Here is an 18,836-nt window from a genome sequence, read left to right as displayed (position 1 = left end):
CTCTTTTTTTATCCCTCCCTGGAGGACAAACGTGTCTAAGCGTCGTGTAGTTGTGACCGGACTTGGCATGTTGTCTCCTGTCGGCAATACCGTAGAGTCCACCTGGAAAGCTCTCCTTGCCGGTCAGAGCGGCATCAGCCTAATCGACCATTTCGATACTAGCGCCTACGCAACGAAATTTGCTGGCTTAGTAAAGGATTTTAACTGTGAAGAGATCATCTCGCGCAAAGAACAGCGCAAGATGGATGCCTTCATTCAATATGGAATTGTCGCTGGCGTTCAGGCCATGCAGGATTCTGGCCTTGAAATTACGGAAGAGAACGCAACCCGTATTGGCGCCGCTATCGGCTCCGGTATTGGCGGTCTTGGCCTGATTGAGGAAAACCATACATCGCTGATGAATGGTGGCCCACGTAAGATCAGCCCATTCTTCGTTCCGTCAACGATTGTTAACATGGTGGCAGGTCACCTGACCATCATGTTCGGCCTTCGTGGTCCAAGCATTTCTATCGCCACCGCCTGTACCTCCGGCGTGCATAACATCGGCCAGGCCGCACGTATCATCGCTTACGGTGATGCAGATGCGATGGTTGCTGGCGGTGCAGAAAAAGCCAGTACCCCACTGGGTGTAGGCGGCTTCGGTGCGGCGCGTGCGCTTTCAACCCGGAACGATAATCCTCAGGCGGCGAGCCGTCCGTGGGATAAAGACCGTGATGGTTTTGTGCTGGGCGACGGTGCTGGCATGATCGTGCTGGAAGAGTACGAACATGCTAAAAAACGTGGCGCGAAAATCTATGCTGAAATCGTTGGTTTCGGTATGAGTAGCGATGCTTACCACATGACGTCTCCTCCAGAGAACGGCGCAGGTGCTGCGCTGGCGATGGAAAACGCGCTTCGCGATGCAGGTATTACCCCTGCACAGATCGGTTACGTGAACGCCCACGGGACGTCTACGCCAGCTGGCGATAAAGCAGAAGCCCAGGCGGTTAAGTCCATCTTCGGCGACGCGGCCAGCCGCGTGATGGTGAGCTCCACCAAATCCATGACCGGCCACCTCCTGGGTGCGGCAGGCGCGGTAGAGTCTATCTACTCTATCCTTGCGCTGCGCGACCAGGCCGTACCGCCAACCATCAACCTGGATAACCCGGATGAAGGTTGCGATCTGGACTTCGTTCCACACGAAGCGCGCCAGGTCAGCGGTATGGAGTATACCCTGTGTAACTCCTTCGGCTTCGGGGGCACCAACGGCTCTCTGATCTTCAAAAAGATCTGAGTCTGTTTGCCGCAAGGCACTAAAAAAGGTCCGCTTGTCGGGCCTTTTTTATTAAGGGAAATCCCCTTGTCTGGCGACAGGCATCCTGCCAGACTGAGCCTCCATGCATAAGGAGCCACCATGTTTTTAATCAATGGCCTTGAGCAGAATCAGCTGCCCGCAAGCGACAGGGCGACGCAATTTGGTGACGGCTGTTTCACCACGGCGCGAATTGTTAACGGCGCTGTGAGCCTGCTTGATGCGCATATTCGTCGCCTGCAAAGTGCCTGTGAAACGCTGCTGATCCCCTTTACGCAGTGGGATATTCTCGAAAGCGAGATGCGCCAGCTGGCCTTCGGAAAACCGAGTGGCGTACTGAAAGTGATCATCAGCCGCGGCAGCGGTGGCCGGGGTTACAGCGGTTCTGCCTGCCATCATCCCACGCGCATCCTCTCCCTGTCAGATTACCCCGCGCATTATGAGCGCTGGCGGCATGAGGGCGTTACGCTGACGCTCAGCCCCGTTCGCCTGGGCCGTAACCCGATGCTGGCAGGGATAAAACATCTCAACCGTCTTGAACAGGTGCTCATCCGTACTCATCTTGAGCAGACGGACGCCGATGACGCGCTGGTCCTTGACAGCGAAGGGTTCATTACGGAATGCTGTGCGGCTAATTTATTCTGGCGGCAGGGCAGTGATGTCTTCACGCCTTCACTGGAACAGGCGGGCGTCAAGGGTATTATGCGGCAGTTTTGTTTACAGCTTTTGGCACGCTCCGGCTATAACGTTGTCGAAGCCAGCGTGAAGGAAGCGGCGTTGCTGTCTGCTGATGAGGTCGTTATATGTAACGCCCTGATGCCGGTTGTGCCCGTTCGGGCCTACGATCGGCAGCGCTGGTCGTCCCGTGAGCTGTTTCAGTTTTTAGCCCCGTTATGTGAGCAAACCAGAAAGTCATGAAGAAAATGTTGCGCTTTGTCCTCCTCCTCATTGTTGTGCTGGGTATCGCTGGCGGCGCGGGAGTGTGGAAAGTTCGCCAGCTGGCGGACAGTAAAATCCTGATTAAAGACGAGACGATTTTTACCCTGAAAGCCGGTACCGGTCGTCTGGCCCTGGGTGAACAGCTTTACGCTGACAAAATTATCAACCGTCCGCGCGTTTTCCAGTGGCTGCTGCGCGTTGAGCCGGAGCTTGCCCACTTTAAGGCCGGAACCTATCGTTTCACCCCCGGGATGACCGTGCGGGAGATGCTTCAGCTGCTGGAGAGCGGTAAAGAGGCCCAGTTCCCGCTGCGTTTTGTTGAAGGGATGCGCCTGAGTGATTATCTCAAACAGCTGCGTGACGCGCCGTACATCAAGCACACGCTGAAAGATGACCGTTATGAGACGGTGGCCGAGGTGTTGAAATTTGACCATCCGGAATGGGTGGAAGGCTGGTTCTGGCCGGATACCTGGATGTACACGGCAGGGACGACTGACGAGGCGATCCTGAAACGTGCGCACAAAAAAATGGTTGCGGCGGTTGAGTCGGCCTGGAGCGGCCGTGCGGATGGCCTGCCTTATAAAGATCAAAACCAGTTCGTGACGATGGCCTCGATCATTGAGAAAGAGACTGCCGTAGCGGCTGAGCGCGACAAAGTGGCCTCGGTGTTTATCAACCGCCTGCGCATCGGGATGCGTCTGCAAACTGACCCGACAGTCATCTATGGAATGGGCGAGCGCTACACCGGCAAGATTTCCAGAAAAGATCTTGAGACCCCGACGGCGTATAATACCTACCAGATTAGCGGTTTGCCGCCAGGCCCGATTGCCACGCCTGGCGAAGCATCGCTTCGCGCCGCGGCACATCCGGCCAAAACGCCGTATCTCTATTTTGTGGCTGATGGAAAAGGCGGTCATACCTTTAACACGAACCTTGCCAGCCATAATCGTTCCGTTCAGGACTATCTGAAGGCACTTAAGGAAAAAAATGCGCAGTAAATACATTGTCATTGAGGGACTCGAAGGGGCGGGGAAAACCACGGCCCGTAACGTGGTGGTTGATACCCTGAATACGCTTGGTGTGGCGGATATCATCTTCACCCGTGAGCCTGGGGGAACGCAGCTGGCAGAAAAACTGCGCAGCCTGGTGCTGGACATCAAATCCGTAGGCGACGAGGTAATCAGTGATAAAGCCGAAGTGCTGATGTTCTACGCGGCACGCGTACAGCTGGTGGAGACGGTGATTAAGCCTGCCCTGGCGGACGGAAAATGGGTCATTGGCGATCGTCACGATCTCTCGACGCAGGCCTATCAGGGCGGCGGTCGCGGCATTGACCAGACGATGTTAGCCACCCTGCGCGACGCGGTACTGGGCGATTTCCGTCCCGACCTGACGCTGTATCTCGACGTTACGCCGGAGGTGGGCCTCAAACGCGCCCGCGCCCGCGGCGAGCTGGACCGCATTGAACAAGAGTCCTTCGACTTCTTTAACCGTACGCGTGCGCGCTACCTTGAACTGGCCGGGCAGGATAAGACGATCCGTACCATTGATGCAACGCAATCTCTGGACGACGTAACGCGTGCTATCCAACAAACGGTGACCACCTGGCTACAGGAGCAGCAGGCATGAAATGGTACCCATGGCTGCGCCCGCATTTTGAACAGCTGATTAGCAGCTATCAGGCAGGGCGGGGGCATCATGCGTTACTGATTCAGGCTTTACCTGGTATGGGTGATGATGCGCTAATTTACGCCATTACCCGCTTTCTGATGTGTCAAAAGCCGCAAGGGCATAAAAGCTGCGGCCAGTGTCGTGGCTGCCAGCTGATGCAGGCTGGCACGCATCCTGATTACTACACCCTTGAACCTGAGAAGGGCAAAAACACGCTCGGTATTGATGCGGTGCGCGACGTCAGCGAAAAACTGTATGAGCACGCGCGGCTGGGCGGGGCAAAAGTGGTCTGGCTGAAGGATGCGGCGATCCTCACCGAGGCGGCGGCCAACGCTCTGCTCAAAACCCTGGAAGAGCCGCCGGAAAAAACCTGGTTCTTGCTGTCTTGCCGCGAGCCGGGCAGGCTGCTGGCAACGTTACGTAGCCGGTGCCGTCTTCATCACCTCGCGGCCCCTCAGGAAGCCTGGTCGCTGGCCTGGCTGGAGCGAGAGGTGACAACGTCACAGGACGCCATGCTCTCCGCGTTGCGTTTATGCAGCGGCGCGCCCGCAGCGGCACTGGCCCTGTTGCAACCGGATGTCTGGTCGCAGCGCGAGGCGCTATGCCGTGCCGTTGCGTCTGCCATAGACAGCGGTGACTGGCTGAGTTTACTGCCTGCGCTGAATGGCGATCAGGCCGCCGAACGCCTGCAGTGGCTGGCGACGCTTTTGCTGGACGCGCTGAAAATTCAGCAGGGGGCCACGCTTCTGACCAACCCCGATGTCTGGCCACTGGTGAACACGCTGGCCAATGGTCTTTCAGGCACTACGCTGCAGGCTATCCTTCATGATATCTGCCAGAGCCGCGAACATCTTTTAACCGTCACTGGCGTCAATCGCGAACTGCTGTTGACCGACCAGTTACTGCGTATTGAACACTACCTGCAACCCGGCATTACGCCGCCGGTTTCCCATCTCTGAGAGAGACATTATGTTTTTAGTCGACTCACACTGCCATCTTGATGGCCTGGATTATCAATCTCTGCATAAAGACGTGGATGACGTGCTGGCGAAAGCTGCCGCCCGCGATGTGAAATTTTGTCTGGCCGTCGCGACCACCTTACCGGGCTATCGTGCCATGCGCGACCTGGTTGGCGTTCGCGATAACGTGGTCTTCTCCTGCGGCGTTCATCCGCTTAATCAGGATGAAGAGTACAACGTAGAAGATTTACGTCGACTGGCGGCAGAAGAGGGCGTGGTCGCGATGGGGGAGACCGGGCTTGATTATTTTTACACGCCTGAAACTAAACCCCGTCAGCAGGCCTCGTTTCGCAACCATATCCGCGTGGGCCGCGAGCTGAACAAGCCGGTTATCGTTCACACCCGTGATGCGCGCGCAGACACCCTGGCGATCCTCAGGGAAGAAAAGGTGACGGATTGCGGTGGCGTACTACACTGTTTCACTGAAGACAGAGAAACGGCGGGTAAGCTGCTTGATTTAGGATTTTATATTTCGTTTTCCGGGATTGTGACGTTCCGTAATGCTGAGCAGCTGCGTGACGCTGCACGTTATGTCCCGCTCGATCGCATTCTGGTGGAAACAGATTCTCCTTATCTGGCCCCGGTACCGCATCGAGGGAAAGAGAACCAGCCGGCGATGACGCGAGATGTGGCTGAGTACATGGCCGTTCTGAAGGGAGTCAGTATCGATGAACTGGCTCGCACCACGACGGAAAACTTTGCCAGCCTGTTCCACATCGACCCCGCCCGCCTGCAATCTCTCTGATACACCTGTTTTTTTTAGGCTCGTAATTAATAAGCAAAGCGAGTAAAGTTCACCGCCTCATTTGGGGCGGTGATGGTGTTTTTAGACACATCCAGAAACGCTTTTTGTAAATTACTGAAAGTTTTTTGACCGTCTTAAGCCGAAACGTGATAGCCGTCAAACAAACTCAGAGGGAATTATTTTACTCTGTGTAATAAATAAAGGGCGCTTAGATGTCCTGTCCACGGCGCGGTACTCCCCCCGGGCCAATGCGTGAAAGCGTAAAAAAAAGCACAAATACTCAGGAGCACTCTCAATTATGTTTAAGAATGCATTTGCTAACCTGCAAAAGGTCGGTAAATCGCTGATGCTGCCAGTATCCGTACTGCCTATCGCAGGTATCCTGCTGGGCGTCGGTTCTGCAAACTTCAGCTGGCTGCCAGCCGTAGTGTCCCACGTGATGGCAGAAGCAGGCGGTTCTGTTTTTGCTAACATGCCGCTGATCTTCGCTATCGGTGTTGCGCTGGGCTTCACCAATAACGATGGTGTATCCGCTCTGGCCGCCGTTGTTGCTTACGGCATCATGGTGAAAACCATGGCGGTGGTTGCACCGCTGGTACTGCATTTACCTGCAGAAGAGATCGCTGCCAAACACCTGGCCGATACCGGCGTGCTCGGCGGTATTATTTCCGGTGCGATTGCAGCGTATATGTTTAACCGCTTCTATCGCATCAAGCTCCCTGAGTATCTGGGCTTCTTCGCGGGCAAGCGTTTCGTTCCGATTATCTCTGGTCTGGCCGCGATCTTCACTGGCGTGATCCTCTCCTTCATCTGGCCACCAATCGGTTCTGCTATTCAGACTTTCTCTCAGTGGGCGGCTTACCAGAACCCGGTTGTGGCGTTCGGTATCTACGGCTTCATTGAGCGTTGCCTGGTGCCATTTGGTCTGCACCACATCTGGAACGTTCCATTCCAGATGCAGATTGGTGAATACACCAACGCTGCGGGCCAGGTGTTCCACGGTGATATCCCACGTTACATGGCGGGTGACCCAACTGCAGGTAAACTGTCTGGTGGCTTCCTGTTCAAAATGTACGGCCTGCCGGCGGCTGCGATTGCTATCTGGCACTCTGCGAAACCAGAGAACCGTGCAAAAGTGGGCGGTATCATGATCTCCGCGGCGCTGACCTCGTTCCTGACCGGTATCACCGAGCCGATCGAGTTCTCCTTCATGTTCGTTGCGCCGATTCTGTACATCATTCACGCGATTCTGGCGGGTCTGGCGTTCCCAATCTGTATCCTGCTGGGTATGCGTGACGGTACGTCCTTCTCTCACGGCCTGATCGACTTTATCGTTCTGTCCGGTAACAGCAGCAAGCTGTGGCTGTTCCCAATCGTGGGTATCTGCTACGCGCTCGTTTACTACACCATCTTCCGCGTGCTGATCAAAGCGCTGGACCTGAAAACCCCAGGTCGCGAAGATGCAACGGAAGACAGCAAAGCTGGCGCGACCAGCGAGATGGCTCCGGCTCTGATTGCAGCGTTCGGAGGTAAAGACAACATCACTAACCTGGACGCGTGTATCACTCGTCTGCGTGTAAGCGTTGCTGACGTAGCGAAAGTTGACCAGCCGGGTCTGAAAAAACTGGGCGCAGCGGGCGTGGTTGTTGCAGGTTCGGGTGTTCAGGCGATCTTCGGAACGAAATCCGATAACCTGAAAACCGAAATGGATGAGTACATCCGCAACCACTAAGTTGTGACCGGGGAGACTAAGGCAGCCGAATGGCTGCCTTTTTTATTGGCTTAGCCAGGGCGGGGAAGAGTAGATATAAAAAAGGGAGCCAGCAGGCCTAATGCCAGTCTGCGAAGCTCGGTGGAAGGAGCCGTTCACCTCAATACACGCAGAATATACTGCGTTCGGGACCTGTGAACGGGATAAGGGGGCCACCGCGGCCCCCTTATCAATCCCCGCGGCCCCGCGAGAAATCGGTGCTTCGCACTGCGCTCACCTCCCGACCGGCTGCCTGCGGTCGGCTCGACTCGACGTCCTGTCTCGTTTCGCCTCTGGCCGCCATCCATGGCATCCAGCCCTTGTCCTCCGGCCTCCGGCTCGCCGATTTCAGCGGGGACTCAACACCAGTGCCATATTCAGGCGGCTGAGAAGGTTGAAGGGTTAAGGAAGTGGCGAAAAGTTGCGTTGAGCAGGTGGCAGGAATGCTTTGGTGAAAGGAAAAAGCCACTGCTATAACACAGTGGCTTTTAAGACTATCTACTTAGAAACTGTAACTTCCGCTCACGGAGAAGTTACGAGGCGCGCCATACACGCCGTATGTTCCCAGGTAGTCGTAGTACTCTTTGTCGAAGACGTTGTTCAGGTTGCCCTGGATGGCAAAGTTCTTTGTGACCTGATAGCGGGTGAACAGATCCACCACCGTGTAACCATCCTGCGTGATCTGGCTGATGCCGTTCGGCCCTGGGGTTTCAAAGTCATACCAGGTTTTGTTCTGCCACCGCGCGCCGCCGCCGACCGTCAATTCTGGCAGCATAGGCAGCTGGTAGCGGGTAAACAACTTCAGCGTGGTGCGTGCCTGCTGTGGATTCACCGCGTTGCCGTCTTCATCTTCCGCGATATAGCGGCTGCCGCCGAAGGTCAGCTGCCAGTTATCGGTTAATGCACCGTTCAGTTCGAACTCCACGCCTTTACTCACGGTTCCGTCTACCGATTTATAGGCTGACTGGCCGCCGGAGCCAGGAATAGTCACGCCGGTATTGACTGCCACATTATCCTGCTCAATGCGGAACACTGACAGGCTGGCAGTCAGACGGGTGTTAAACCAGTCTCCCTTCACGCCGGCTTCGTAACTTTTGCCCGTGGTAGGATCGATAAAGTTACTGTTGATGTCACGCTGGCCTGAAGGCTGGAAGATAGACGTATAGCTGGTATAAACCGACCAGGTATCATCGATATCGTAGATCAGCCCGGCGTACGGCGTGACGTCATGGAACTTCGCATCGCGGATTTCGTCCGGCTTGCGCTCCAGGTTGTATTTGGCGCTCCATTCGGTGTAACGCGCACCGAGGATCAGGTGAAGCGGGTCAGCCAGCGACAGACGCGTTGCGGCATAGACCGACTTCTGGCGGATCACATCGCGCTGGTAAAGCGCGAAGCCAGACCAGGTCGGATCGGCCAGATTACCGTTGTAATCGTAGATGCTGCCGACATCCATCAGGCCGTAGTTATCATTCACCGGATATGAGTTGTCGTAATTGTTGCGCTGGCGGCTGTAGCTGCCTCCCAGCATCAGCTCATGCTGACGTCCCAGCAGGTCGTACCCACCGCGCACGAAAGCATCCACGGAATCCTGCTTACGCTCGCCCCGGTTCCAGCCGCCCCAGGCACCCTGGAAGCTGGACGCATCGTACAGGCCGGTGGTTTTATCCGGATAACCATCGATATACATCAGCTTGCTGTCGAAGTTGGTCTCCGCATGCATGGCGTTAACCTTTGCTTCCCAGCCGTTATCGAAGCGTTGGGTCAGGTTAGCAAAGATTTTGGTGGAATCCTGATTCGAGTAGGTCCAGTCTGCAGCGGTGTTGAAGCCACGACGGAAATCCGTTTTGCTGCCGTCGCTGAACAGCGAAGGGAAACCGCCCCATGTTGGGCTGTCTTCTTCACTTTCCTGATAGTCATAACCCAGAGAGAGGGTGGTGGAGTCGGTCAAATCGGCATCAACCACGCCATAGATGAATTTTTTGCGATAGTGGTTGCGCTCCACCCAGGAGTCGTTGTCCTGGTAGCCGGTGATGACGCGGCCACGCACATTGCCGGATTCAGTCAAAGGTGCCTGCAGGTCAAGCACGTAGCGCTGCTTGTCCCAACTGCCGTAAGTGGCTGAGGCCGAGCCTTTAAATTCTTTGCTGTCGGCGTGCTTGCGCACCATATTGACGTAGGCTGACGGGTTGCCCGTTCCGCTCATCAGGCCTGCCGCACCGCGCACCACTTCAATTTTATCGAAGATGGCCGTATCGCCCGCCGTATCGCCAAAGTTCCAGCGGTTATCAAGAAACGTCGGCATATCTTCGTAGGCGAAGTTGCTGATAAAGAAACCGCGCGCGTAATAGTTTGTCCGGCTGGTATCGATACGCGAAGCGCTCACGCCGGTGGTGTTATCCAGCACCTGACCGATAGTGTTCAGCTCCTGATCCTGCATACGCTGCTGGCTGATCACACTGACCGACTGTGGAATATCGCGAGGAACTAACAGCAGCTTGGTGCCGGTGGTGGTGGTTTTTACGCTGTAGTCCTGATCCTGTTCAGCGGACGGATCCTGTGCGTTATCGAATCCACCGTCTACTACCACGGTGTCTTCTGAAGAGGAGGCGGCGAAACTTACGGCTGGCGTCAATGCCATAGCAATGCAGGCTGCCAGCAACGACGGTGCTGCGGCAGGCTGGCGTTGCCCATCCCTGGTGTGATTAATGAAAGACATCATCAAACCCTTAATGAATGGTGAAAGTGGGTCGCGTCAGTCTCGCTAGCACGGGCTGACGTCGTTTTCTATGTTAAAAATGCGCATGAAAATGCAAATGCGAAATATACGCATTGTGATTAACGCTGTAAACAGATGTTTCGGAGGCAAATGAAATAATGTTTCAGACGTTTCTCGCCGGGGAGCGGTCATACTTCATGCAGCTGCGGTACATTAAGGAAAGAAATCGCGGGAGAAGGTTGAAAGGACAGGAGAAAGTCGCTCATACTCATCAACTGTAACGCACAGTATGAGACACAAAATGTGTGATTAGCGGATGCACCACGCCAGAGTAAACAAATAAGGACAAGGTCATGGCCGAAGAAACGATTTTCAGTAAAATTATCCGCCGCGAGATCCCGTCGGATATCGTCTATCAGGACGATCTGGTGACGGCGTTCCGGGACATTTCACCGCAGGCCCCAACGCATATCCTCATTATTCCCAATATTCTGATTCCTACCGTAAATGACGTGAAAACCGAGCACGAAGTGGCATTAGGCCGTATGCTTACGGTGGCCGCGAAAATCGCAGAGCAAGAGGGGATTGCCCAGGACGGATACCGTCTGATCATGAACTGCAATCGTCATGGCGGCCAGGAAGTTTATCATATCCATATGCATCTGCTGGGTGGACGTCCACTCGGCCCGATGCTGGCACATAAAGGTCTTTGATATGTTAAGAGGGCGTATTGCAGCGCTGATTATCGCAGTGCTGATAGCGGGGTGCAGCGCGCGTCCGGCGATCCCGGTCAGCGATGAACAGTCGCTGGTCATGGAGGCCTCGGTGCTTGCCGCAGGCATCACGGCGGAGCAGCCTGCGCTGACCATCAGCGAAATCCAGTCTTCTGCCTCCTCTACGCTCTTTAACGAAAGACACGAGCCGGTGACGGTGCATTACCGTTTTTACTGGTATGACGTTAGAGGTCTTGAAATGCACCCGCTCGAAGCGCCGCGCAGTGTGACCATTCCGGCGGGATCGTCGGTGACGCTCTATGGCAGCGCCAACTCGTTGGGTGCGCATAAGGTGAGACTTTATCTTTACTTGTAAGGGGTAAACCTTGATTAAAAATATAAGCCGCTATGCGCTTGTGACCGCATTTGCACTTTTTCTTGCCGGTTGTGTAACGCGAACCGAAGAACCCGCGCCCGTGGACGAGGCAAAACCGGGGACAGAACAGCCGACGCCGCCAACGCAGCCGGTGCCAACGGTGCCATCTGTGCCAACTATTCCGGCGCAGCCAGGCCCGATTGAACACCCGGATCAAACCTCTCAGCCAACGCCGCGCGTGCGCCACTATGACTGGAACGGCGCGATGCAGCCGATGGTCGGCAAAATGCTGCAGGCTCAGGGCGTCACGGCGGGCAGCGTGCTGCTGGTGGACAGCGTGAACAACCGTACTAACGGCTCGCTGAATGCGGGTGAAGCGACGGAAACCCTGCGCAACGCTTTAGCCAACAACGGTAAATTTACGCTGGTCTCCTCGCAGCAGCTGGCGGTGGCGAAGCAGCAGCTTGGCCTGTCACCGCAGGACAGCCTTGGCTCGCGCAGCAAAGCGATCGGGATTGCCCGTAACGTTGGCGCACAGTATGTCCTGTATTCCAGCGCCACCGGCAACGTCAATACCCCGGCCCTGCAAATGCAGCTGATGCTGGTTCAGACAGGCGAGATTATCTGGTCAGGTAAAGGTGCCGTTTCGCAACAATAAGCCGACGCGTGAGGAAATTCTGACGCGTTATTTTCCTCAATACCGTCTTGTCGCGCCGCAGGCCTCTTCCGGGCTTGGCGGCGCGAGTTGCATTATTGAGCAGGGCGAACATCGTCTGGTTCTGCGCCAGCATCACGATGCCTCTGCGCCCGCCGCCCATTTTCGTCGTCAGTATCTTGCCCTGAAACGCCTTCCGGCCGGACTCGTACCCGAACCCTGTTTTTTCAGCCAGGGCTGGATGGCCGTGGAGTATCTTGCGGGCGAGATCAAAACCACGCTACCGGATACCCCAACGCTTGCTGCTCTGCTGTATCATCTGCATCGTCAGCGACGGCTGGGCTGGCGCATCGCGCTTATGCCGTTGCTTGAACAATACTGGCAGCAGGCCGCGCCCGCGCGCAGAACGCCATACTGGCTGGCTCAGCTTAAAAAACGCCGTGCAAGAGGTGAGCCGCAGCCGTTGCGGCTCGCGCCGCTGCACATGGATGTTCACGCGGGCAATATCGTTCACACGGCGGCAGGGGAAAGGCTCATCGACTGGGAATATGCCGGAGATGGGGATGTCGCGCTGGAGCTGGCTGCCGTCTGGACACCGGACAAGGCCGCGCGGGACGCGCTCATTGCGGCCTATGCCGAACAGGCGCAGATGGACACCCGGACGCTGGCGCGCCAGGTCAGCCGCTGGCGGCCATGGGTATTGATGCTGATGGCGGGCTGGTTTGAGGTGCGCTTTGCGCAGACGGGCGACAAACAATTTATTACGCTGGCAGATGATGCCTGGCGTCAGTTAAACACTAAAGGATAAGAGAGGTTCGTGTGGGTCCAGTGATGTTGGATGTTGAAGGGTTTGAGCTGGATGCGGAGGAGCGCGAGATCCTGGCGCATCCGCTGGTGGGCGGCCTGATTCTGTTTACCCGCAACTATCACGATCCGGCGCAGTTGCGCGAACTGGTGCGCCAGATCCGAGCGGCATCGCGTAACCGGCTGGTGGTGGCGGTCGATCAGGAAGGAGGGCGCGTACAGCGCTTCCGCGAGGGATTCACCCGCTTACCGGCTGCACAGTCTTTTGCTGCGCTGCTTGGCACAGAAGCGGGCGGGAAACTGGCGCAGGACGCCGGTTGGCTGATGGCAAGCGAAATGATTGCCATGGATATTGATATCAGCTTTGCGCCGGTGCTGGATGTGGGGCATATCAGCGCCGCTATCGGCGAACGCTCGTACCATGAGGACCCGCGCATTGCTCTGGCAATGGCCACACAGTTTATTGACGGTATGCACGACGCGGGCATGAAAACCACCGGCAAACACTTCCCGGGACACGGCGCGGTAACGGCTGATTCACACAAAGAGACGCCACGCGATCCTCGCCCTGAAGCGGAGATCCGCGCCAAAGATATGTCCATCTTCCGCTCGCTCATCACTGACAATAAGCTGGATGCGATTATGCCTGCGCATGTGATCTACAGCGATGTCGATCCGCGCCCGGCGAGCGGTTCCCCGCACTGGCTGAAAACCGTCCTGCGTCAGGAGTTGGGCTTCAACGGCGTGATTTTCTCGGATGATTTGTCCATGGAAGGGGCGGCAATCATGGGCAGCTATGCGGAACGCGGGCAGGCTTCACTGGATGCAGGTTGCGATATGATCCTGGTCTGTAATAATCGTAAAGGAGCGGTCAGCGTGCTGGATAACCTGTCGCCGATCAATGCCGAACGTGTTACACAATTGTATCATAAAGGTTCATTTAGCCGTCAGGAGTTGATGGACTCGGCGCGCTGGAAGACGGTCAACGCGCAACTTGAAGCGCTCAACGAGCGCTGGCAGGCCCATAAAGCAGGCCTGTAATCACTCCCGTAAGGCGTAGCAAGGTGGGAAGACAATGATCATCTATTTACACGGTTTTGACTCAAACAGCCCAGGTAACCATGAGAAGGTACTGCAGCTGCAGTTTATCGATCCGGACGTCCGGCTGATTAGCTACAGTACCCGCCACCCTAAACATGATATGCAGCATTTGCTCAAGGAAGTGGACAAAATGCTGCAGCTCAACGTTGACGAGCGTCCGCTGATTTGCGGCGTCGGGCTGGGAGGATACTGGGCAGAGCGCATTGGATTTTTGTGCGATATTCGTCAGGTCATTTTCAATCCAAACCTGTTCCCGAACGAGAACATGGAAGGCAAGATTGACCGCCCGGAGGAGTACGCCGATATCGCGACGAAATGCGTCAGTAATTTCCGTGAAAAGAATCGCGATCGTTGTCTGGCGATCCTCTCCCGTCATGACGAAGCGCTGGACAGCCAGCGTTCAGCGGAGATGCTGCATCACTTCTATGAGATCGTCTGGGACGATGAACAAACCCACAAGTTCAAAAACATCTCCCCGCATCTGCAGCGCATAAAAGCCTTCAAAACGCTGGGCTAACCAGCCCTCTAAAAGCCTCAGGCCCGGCCGCAAAAGCGTGCCGGGCTTTCTTTTTTGTCAGACTTGTCTACTTTTAAGCCATCAAAACTTGATGCATATCAATTTTGGTATGACCAATGCGCCTGACGTGTTATCCTCAATGCACTTGAATGGTTTCAGTGCTGTAACCTGTTGTTAATTAAGGGTTATTTTCATAACTTTTAATTAACAATTGGTTAATAATTTAGGGGGTCGCGTTGACTACACCATTGAAAAAAATAGTGATTGTAGGCGGTGGTGCTGGCGGGCTGGAGCTGGCGACGCAGCTGGGCAAAAAGCTGGGTCGCGGTAAGAAAGCCAAAATTACGCTGGTAGATCGTAACCACAGCCATCTGTGGAAACCGCTGCTGCACGAAGTGGCGACCGGATCGCTGGATGAGGGCGTGGATGCGCTGAGCTATCTGGCACACGCGCGTAATCATCATTTCCAGTTCCAGCTGGGATCCGTGGTGGATATCAACCGTGAGAGCAAAACCATTACGCTGGCTGAGCTGCGCGACGACAAAGGCGAACTACTGGTTCCTGAGCGCAAGCTGCCGTATGACACACTGGTCATGGCGCTGGGCAGTACATCGAACGACTTCAATACGCCGGGCGTGAAAGATCACTGCATCTTCCTGGACAACCCGCATCAGGCGCGTCGTTTCCATCAGGAAATGCTCAATCTGTTCCTGAAATACACCAATAACCTGGGTGCCAACGGCAAGGTTAACATCGCGATTGTGGGTGGGGGCGCGACGGGCGTTGAGTTGTCTGCTGAACTGCACAACGCGGTGAAACAACTGCACAGCTACGGCTACAAAGGCCTGACGAATGATGCGCTGAACGTGACGCTGGTTGAGGCGGGCGAACGCATTCTGCCGGCGCTGCCGCCGCGCATTTCCGGCGCAGCGCACAGCGAGCTGACCAAACTCGGCGTACGCGTGCTGACGCAAACCATGGTCACCAGCGCCGATGCGGGTGGTCTGCACACCAAAGACGGCGAGTACATCGAAGCGGATCTGATGGTCTGGGCGGCAGGGATTAAAGCGCCTGATTTCATGAAAGATATCGGCGGGCTGGAAACGAACCGTATTAATCAGCTGGTGACGGAGCCTACGCTGCAAACCACGCGCGATCCGGACATTTACGCCATCGGCGACTGTGCCTCCTGCGCGCGCCCGGAAGGCGGGTTCGTTCCTCCGCGTGCTCAGGCCGCGCACCAGATGGCAAGCCTGGTGCTGCACAACATCCTGGCGCAGCGTAAAGGCAAACCGATGAAGGCGTATGTCTACAAAGACCACGGCTCTCTGGTGTCGCTCTCCAACTTCTCGACCGTCGGCAGTCTGATGGGCAACCTGATGCGTGGCTCAATGATGGTAGAAGGGCGCATTGCGCGCTTTGTGTATATCTCACTTTACCGTATGCACCAGATTGCGCTGCACGGCTACTTCAAAACCGGCCTGATGATGCTGGTTGGACGCATCAACCGGGTTATTCGCCCGCGTCTGAAGCTGCACTAATCGTATTATCCCTCCGGGTCCTCCGGAGGGATTTTTTAGCATATCATGCTGTCCAGTGCCCTTCAGGCGCTTAAGAGTTCTCCTAAATCCGATATATCCCTCCTGCACTCCGCGTTTTTACGCCTTTGTCTTATTGGCGAGTCCAGCCATTGATTGCAAAATTGTTACCAATAGCAACAAAGGAGGATGTCCCGTGAATAAATCAATGTTGGCGGGTATAGGGATTGGCGTAGCGGCTGCGTTAGGTGTGGCTGCGGTTGCCAGTCTCAACGTGTTTGAACGTGGCCCGCAGTATGCGCAAGTGGTTTCCGCAACGCCCATTAAAGAGACGGTCAAAACGCCCCGTCAGGAGTGCCGCAACGTTGCGGTCACCCACCGTCGTCCCGTACAGGATGAAAACCGTATTGCCGGTTCTGTTCTCGGCGCGGTTGCAGGCGGCGTAATTGGCCATCAGTTTGGTGGCGGTCGCGGTAAAGACGTGGCTACCGTTGTCGGCGCGTTGGGCGGTGGCTATGCAGGGAATCAGGTGCAGGGTGCGATGCAGGATAACGACACCTACACCACAACCCAGCAGCGCTGTAAAACCGTCTATGACAAATCCGAGAAAATGCTGGGTTACGATGTCACCTACAAAATCGGCGACCAGCAGGGCAAAATCCGCATGGATAAAGACCCCGGCACCCAGATCCCGCTGGACGGAAATGGTCAGCTGATCCTGAACAACAAAGCGTAAAAAAGATCTTCTCTGAACTTAGCTCCTCACGCGCTCAGGCTGAGGAGCTTTTTTTTGGCCGTCAGAAGGTCAGGGCATAGTTCAGCCCGAAGGTGCGGCCACGCCCTTTGTACTCATACAAAGCAGCGCTACCGTAGGTCGGGCTGTAGAGCAGCGGCGCACGCTGGCCCCAGACGGTGGTGTAGGTTTTATCCAGCAGGTTTTCGATACTGAAGGACAGTTTACCCACCGGCAGGGCATAGCTGCTGAGGAAATCAACGGTGTTATAGCCATCAATTTTATTGCCCGCCGCGTCCGTCAGGTCGAAGGTTTGCTGGGTCTGCAGGCGCAGTGACCAGGGTTCAGGGGACCAGCCGACGTATGCCGTGGCTTTTGACGGTGAGGCCTGTGTCACATCCCACTTCTCCCACGATCCGTTCGTTTTAATCTCTGACTTCAGCACGTTGAAATTCCCGCCGAGGCTCCAGGCGCTGTCAGGAATGAAATAATCCACCGCGCCCTCCACGCCGTAAATCCTGCGCTCCTGCTGATTGACGTCGATTGTCATATCGCGGCGGTTAATGTCGACCGATTTATCCGACAACGAGTAGTAGGCCGCAATCTGGGTGCGCAGATTATTGCCGGTATAACGCCAGCCCAGCTCATAGGAGTTCACTTTGATGCCTTCGAGCTTCGCATCCTGCGGGTTAACACTTTTCACCAGCGCAAGATGGCCCTGTGCATCGGCCCTTGCATAGGAACCGTTGCCGTAATATTTACCGGGGTCGGGCAACTCCACGCCCTGAGAGAAGTTAAACCAGGCCTGCTGATTTTCCGTGAGATGCGCAAGGATCCCGGCATTGAACAGCAGGTTGTCGTAATCGGTTTTGCCGCCCGGGATGGCCTCTGCGGACCGCGCCTTACCGTTGGCAATCGCCTGTTGCTGGGTATAGCCGATAAAGTCATCAACGCGGTTTTCGGTCCACTGGTAGCGTACGCCGCCGCTCAGAGTGAAGACATCACTCAGATCAATGCTGTTCTGCAGAAACGGCGCGATGTTGGTGATGCTGTAGCCCGGATAACGTCCCGTGGAATATATAGCGTGGTTATTCATACCGCCCGAGGGAACGGACTGCGCCAAATCAAAGAACATCTGATTGGAGTCGAACGTCTCGTGATCCGCATCCAGCCCCCAGGTCATCTGCCAGCCGTCCAGCGGCGTGCTGTTTAACGTCAGTTTCGCGCCGTACTGGTCGGTATTCTGCTCGGAGGCGGCGAAGCTGGTAACGGCTTTGGTCTGCGCGTCCAGCGTCGGGAAAGGGTAGAAGCGCAGGGACTCATCCCGGTAATAAATCTGCCCGACCAGCTCCTGTCCCCAGAAATCGGTATCCGAGTATTGCAGGCTGATAAGATGGCGCTCGGTGCCGGGAACACGATCGGAGTTAAATCCGCTTTGGGTAGAGGCCGTTCCACTGCCTGTAACGGCACCCATGTTTTTGCCCAGGTTTAACCCGTAATCGTCGTCGCCCTGGCTTTTGTAATACTGGGTGACCACCTGCAACTGACGCGTCTCGTCAATCTCAATCGTGCCGGTGCCCATCACGTCCAGGCGGTCCGAGTGCTGTAACCCGGTTTGCGTATTGTCGAAGGTGAGGGCGTCACCGTTACCATCGTACCAGCCGCCGAAACGCTGCCAGGCAACGGACAGCCGACCGAAAGCATGATCGTTCCCGCCGCTGACGGCGGTTGCCACGCGTTCGTCACGATCGTTGCTGTTGTTAAAACCCGTTTTACCGCCAAGCTCCAGGTCGACCTGGCTTTCCGGCTGCCCTTTTTTGGTCACAATATTGATCAGGCCGCCCGTACTGCCGCCGCCGTACAGGGACGTGGAGCCAGAGATCACCTCAATGTGATCAACGTTGAAAGGATCGATGGCATCCAACTGACGGCTGTCCGTGCGCGATGAGTTCAGGCGAACGCCGTCCACCAGCACCACAATCGCGCGGCCACGCATGTTCATGCCGTAGTTGGTTCGTCCCTGGCTGCTGACGTCCATACCCGGGATCAGCTGTCCAAGGATATCCTTGAACTCTTTGCCGCCCTGAACCTGCTGTTCAATCTCATGGCCTTCAATGATCCACGTGGTCTGCGCCATCTCGGCCACGGTGCGGTGGCTGCGGTTGGCGCTAACCACCAGGTTCTCTTCTGTGTTTTGTTCTGCATAAAGGGGCATTGCCATAGCCAGCAATACCGGATTGAGCACCCAGAGGCTCGTCTTCATCA

The 18,836-nt window shown here is 55.8% G+C and carries 17 protein-coding genes; 15 read left to right on the top strand and 2 right to left on the bottom strand.

From position 1 onward, the window contains the following. Positions 1–31 precede the first annotated feature (31 nt). The 7 genes from fabF to ptsG all read left to right on the top strand — a co-directional run bounded on the left by fabF (position 32) and on the right by ptsG (position 7,397). Positions 32–1,273, top strand: a complete 1,242-nt coding sequence (gene fabF, locus ACWKX3_RS07385; RefSeq protein ID WP_058609144.1) for a beta-ketoacyl-ACP synthase II — start codon at positions 32–34, stop codon at positions 1,271–1,273. Between the two features lie 120 nt (positions 1,274–1,393). Beyond that, positions 1,394–2,209 carry an aminodeoxychorismate lyase gene (gene pabC, locus ACWKX3_RS07380; protein WP_101737907.1) on the top strand — a complete coding sequence of 272 codons (816 nt, stop codon included), beginning with the start codon at positions 1,394–1,396 and terminating at the stop codon, positions 2,207–2,209. Next, on the top strand, positions 2,206–3,228 hold the full coding sequence (gene yceG / locus ACWKX3_RS07375; RefSeq protein ID WP_101737906.1) for a cell division protein YceG: 1,023 nt from the start codon (positions 2,206–2,208) through the stop codon (positions 3,226–3,228). Before pabC ends, yceG begins: the two co-directional genes overlap by 4 nt. Then, positions 3,218–3,859 (top strand): dTMP kinase, encoded by a 642-nt coding sequence (gene tmk / locus ACWKX3_RS07370; RefSeq protein WP_454541535.1) that lies wholly within the window; start codon positions 3,218–3,220, stop codon positions 3,857–3,859. Before yceG ends, tmk begins: the two co-directional genes overlap by 11 nt. After that, on the top strand, positions 3,856–4,860 hold the full coding sequence (holB, locus tag ACWKX3_RS07365) for a DNA polymerase III subunit delta' (protein WP_006174688.1): 1,005 nt from the start codon (positions 3,856–3,858) through the stop codon (positions 4,858–4,860). Before tmk ends, holB begins: the two co-directional genes overlap by 4 nt. A 10-nt stretch (positions 4,861–4,870) precedes the next feature. Further along, positions 4,871–5,665: a metal-dependent hydrolase gene (locus ACWKX3_RS07360; protein ID WP_454541534.1), complete on the top strand. Its 795-nt coding sequence runs from the start codon at positions 4,871–4,873 to the stop codon at positions 5,663–5,665. Positions 5,666–5,963: 298 nt separating this feature from the next. Continuing rightward, complete coding sequence (ptsG, locus tag ACWKX3_RS07355; RefSeq protein ID WP_006174691.1) at positions 5,964–7,397, top strand: PTS glucose transporter subunit IIBC; 1,434 nt, start codon at positions 5,964–5,966, stop codon at positions 7,395–7,397. 520 nt (positions 7,398–7,917) lie between these two features. Here ptsG and fhuE read toward each other — a convergent pair. After that, complete coding sequence (gene fhuE / locus ACWKX3_RS07350) at positions 7,918–10,134, bottom strand: ferric-rhodotorulic acid/ferric-coprogen receptor FhuE (protein WP_102891089.1); 2,217 nt, start codon at positions 10,132–10,134, stop codon at positions 7,918–7,920. 353 nt (positions 10,135–10,487) lie between these two features. On the opposite strand from fhuE, the gene hinT reads away from it, so the two are divergent. The 8 genes from hinT (at position 10,488) to ACWKX3_RS07310 (ending at position 16,574) form a co-directional block, all read left to right on the top strand. Continuing rightward, the gene (hinT, locus tag ACWKX3_RS07345) at positions 10,488–10,847 is read left to right on the top strand and encodes a purine nucleoside phosphoramidase (RefSeq protein ID WP_006174700.1); all 360 of its coding nucleotides are present in this window, start codon (positions 10,488–10,490) and stop codon (positions 10,845–10,847) included. A gap of 1 nt (position 10,848) precedes the next feature. Continuing rightward, positions 10,849–11,223, top strand: coding sequence for a YcfL family protein (locus tag ACWKX3_RS07340; protein WP_006174701.1), 375 nt, complete (start codon positions 10,849–10,851; stop codon positions 11,221–11,223). Positions 11,224–11,236: 13 nt separating this feature from the next. Then, the gene (gene lpoB, locus ACWKX3_RS07335; RefSeq protein ID WP_088207906.1) at positions 11,237–11,881 is read left to right on the top strand and encodes a penicillin-binding protein activator LpoB; all 645 of its coding nucleotides are present in this window, start codon (positions 11,237–11,239) and stop codon (positions 11,879–11,881) included. Beyond that, positions 11,862–12,686: a thiamine kinase gene (thiK, locus tag ACWKX3_RS07330; RefSeq protein ID WP_454541533.1), complete on the top strand. Its 825-nt coding sequence runs from the start codon at positions 11,862–11,864 to the stop codon at positions 12,684–12,686. Before lpoB ends, thiK begins: the two co-directional genes overlap by 20 nt. A gap of 11 nt (positions 12,687–12,697) precedes the next feature. Next, positions 12,698–13,723 (top strand): beta-N-acetylhexosaminidase, encoded by a 1,026-nt coding sequence (gene nagZ, locus ACWKX3_RS07325; protein ID WP_088207498.1) that lies wholly within the window; start codon positions 12,698–12,700, stop codon positions 13,721–13,723. Positions 13,724–13,757: 34 nt separating this feature from the next. Then, positions 13,758–14,300 carry an alpha/beta hydrolase YcfP gene (gene ycfP / locus ACWKX3_RS07320; protein ID WP_088207497.1) on the top strand — a complete coding sequence of 181 codons (543 nt, stop codon included), beginning with the start codon at positions 13,758–13,760 and terminating at the stop codon, positions 14,298–14,300. 236 nt (positions 14,301–14,536) lie between these two features. Then, positions 14,537–15,841, top strand: coding sequence for an NAD(P)/FAD-dependent oxidoreductase (locus ACWKX3_RS07315; RefSeq protein ID WP_042319553.1), 1,305 nt, complete (start codon positions 14,537–14,539; stop codon positions 15,839–15,841). Between the two features lie 193 nt (positions 15,842–16,034). Beyond that, positions 16,035–16,574 (top strand): glycine zipper 2TM domain-containing protein, encoded by a 540-nt coding sequence (locus ACWKX3_RS07310; protein ID WP_042319556.1) that lies wholly within the window; start codon positions 16,035–16,037, stop codon positions 16,572–16,574. Positions 16,575–16,635: 61 nt separating this feature from the next. On the opposite strand, the gene ACWKX3_RS07305 is transcribed toward ACWKX3_RS07310, so the two are convergent. Further along, a complete protein-coding gene (locus ACWKX3_RS07305) occupies positions 16,636–18,834 on the bottom strand; it encodes a TonB-dependent siderophore receptor (protein WP_454541532.1) in 2,199 nt (732 codons plus the stop codon). Positions 18,835–18,836: the final 2 nt, after the last annotated feature.

Source organism: Enterobacter sp. UPMP2052 (genome assembly GCF_053709675.1).
This window is presented reverse-complemented; position numbering and strand designations above follow the sequence as displayed.

Excerpts from the sequence above, each read along its gene's own strand:
- pabC (WP_101737907.1), top strand. The coding sequence starts at position 1,394 with ATGTTTTTAATCAATGGCCTTGAGCAGAATCAGCTGCCCGCAAGCGAC.
- yceG (WP_101737906.1), top strand. The coding sequence starts at position 2,206 with ATGAAGAAAATGTTGCGCTTTGTCCTCCTCCTCATTGTTGTGCTGGGT.
- tmk (WP_454541535.1), top strand. The coding sequence starts at position 3,218 with ATGCGCAGTAAATACATTGTCATTGAGGGACTCGAAGGGGCGGGGAAA.
- holB (WP_006174688.1), top strand. The coding sequence starts at position 3,856 with ATGAAATGGTACCCATGGCTGCGCCCGCATTTTGAACAGCTGATTAGC.
- ACWKX3_RS07360 (WP_454541534.1), top strand. The coding sequence starts at position 4,871 with ATGTTTTTAGTCGACTCACACTGCCATCTTGATGGCCTGGATTATCAA.
- ptsG (WP_006174691.1), top strand. The coding sequence starts at position 5,964 with ATGTTTAAGAATGCATTTGCTAACCTGCAAAAGGTCGGTAAATCGCTG.
- fhuE (WP_102891089.1), bottom strand. The coding sequence starts at position 10,134 with ATGTCTTTCATTAATCACACCAGGGATGGGCAACGCCAGCCTGCCGCA.
- hinT (WP_006174700.1), top strand. The coding sequence starts at position 10,488 with ATGGCCGAAGAAACGATTTTCAGTAAAATTATCCGCCGCGAGATCCCG.
- ACWKX3_RS07340 (WP_006174701.1), top strand. The coding sequence starts at position 10,849 with ATGTTAAGAGGGCGTATTGCAGCGCTGATTATCGCAGTGCTGATAGCG.
- ycfP (WP_088207497.1), top strand. The coding sequence starts at position 13,758 with ATGATCATCTATTTACACGGTTTTGACTCAAACAGCCCAGGTAACCAT.
- ACWKX3_RS07305 (WP_454541532.1), bottom strand. The coding sequence starts at position 18,834 with ATGAAGACGAGCCTCTGGGTGCTCAATCCGGTATTGCTGGCTATGGCA.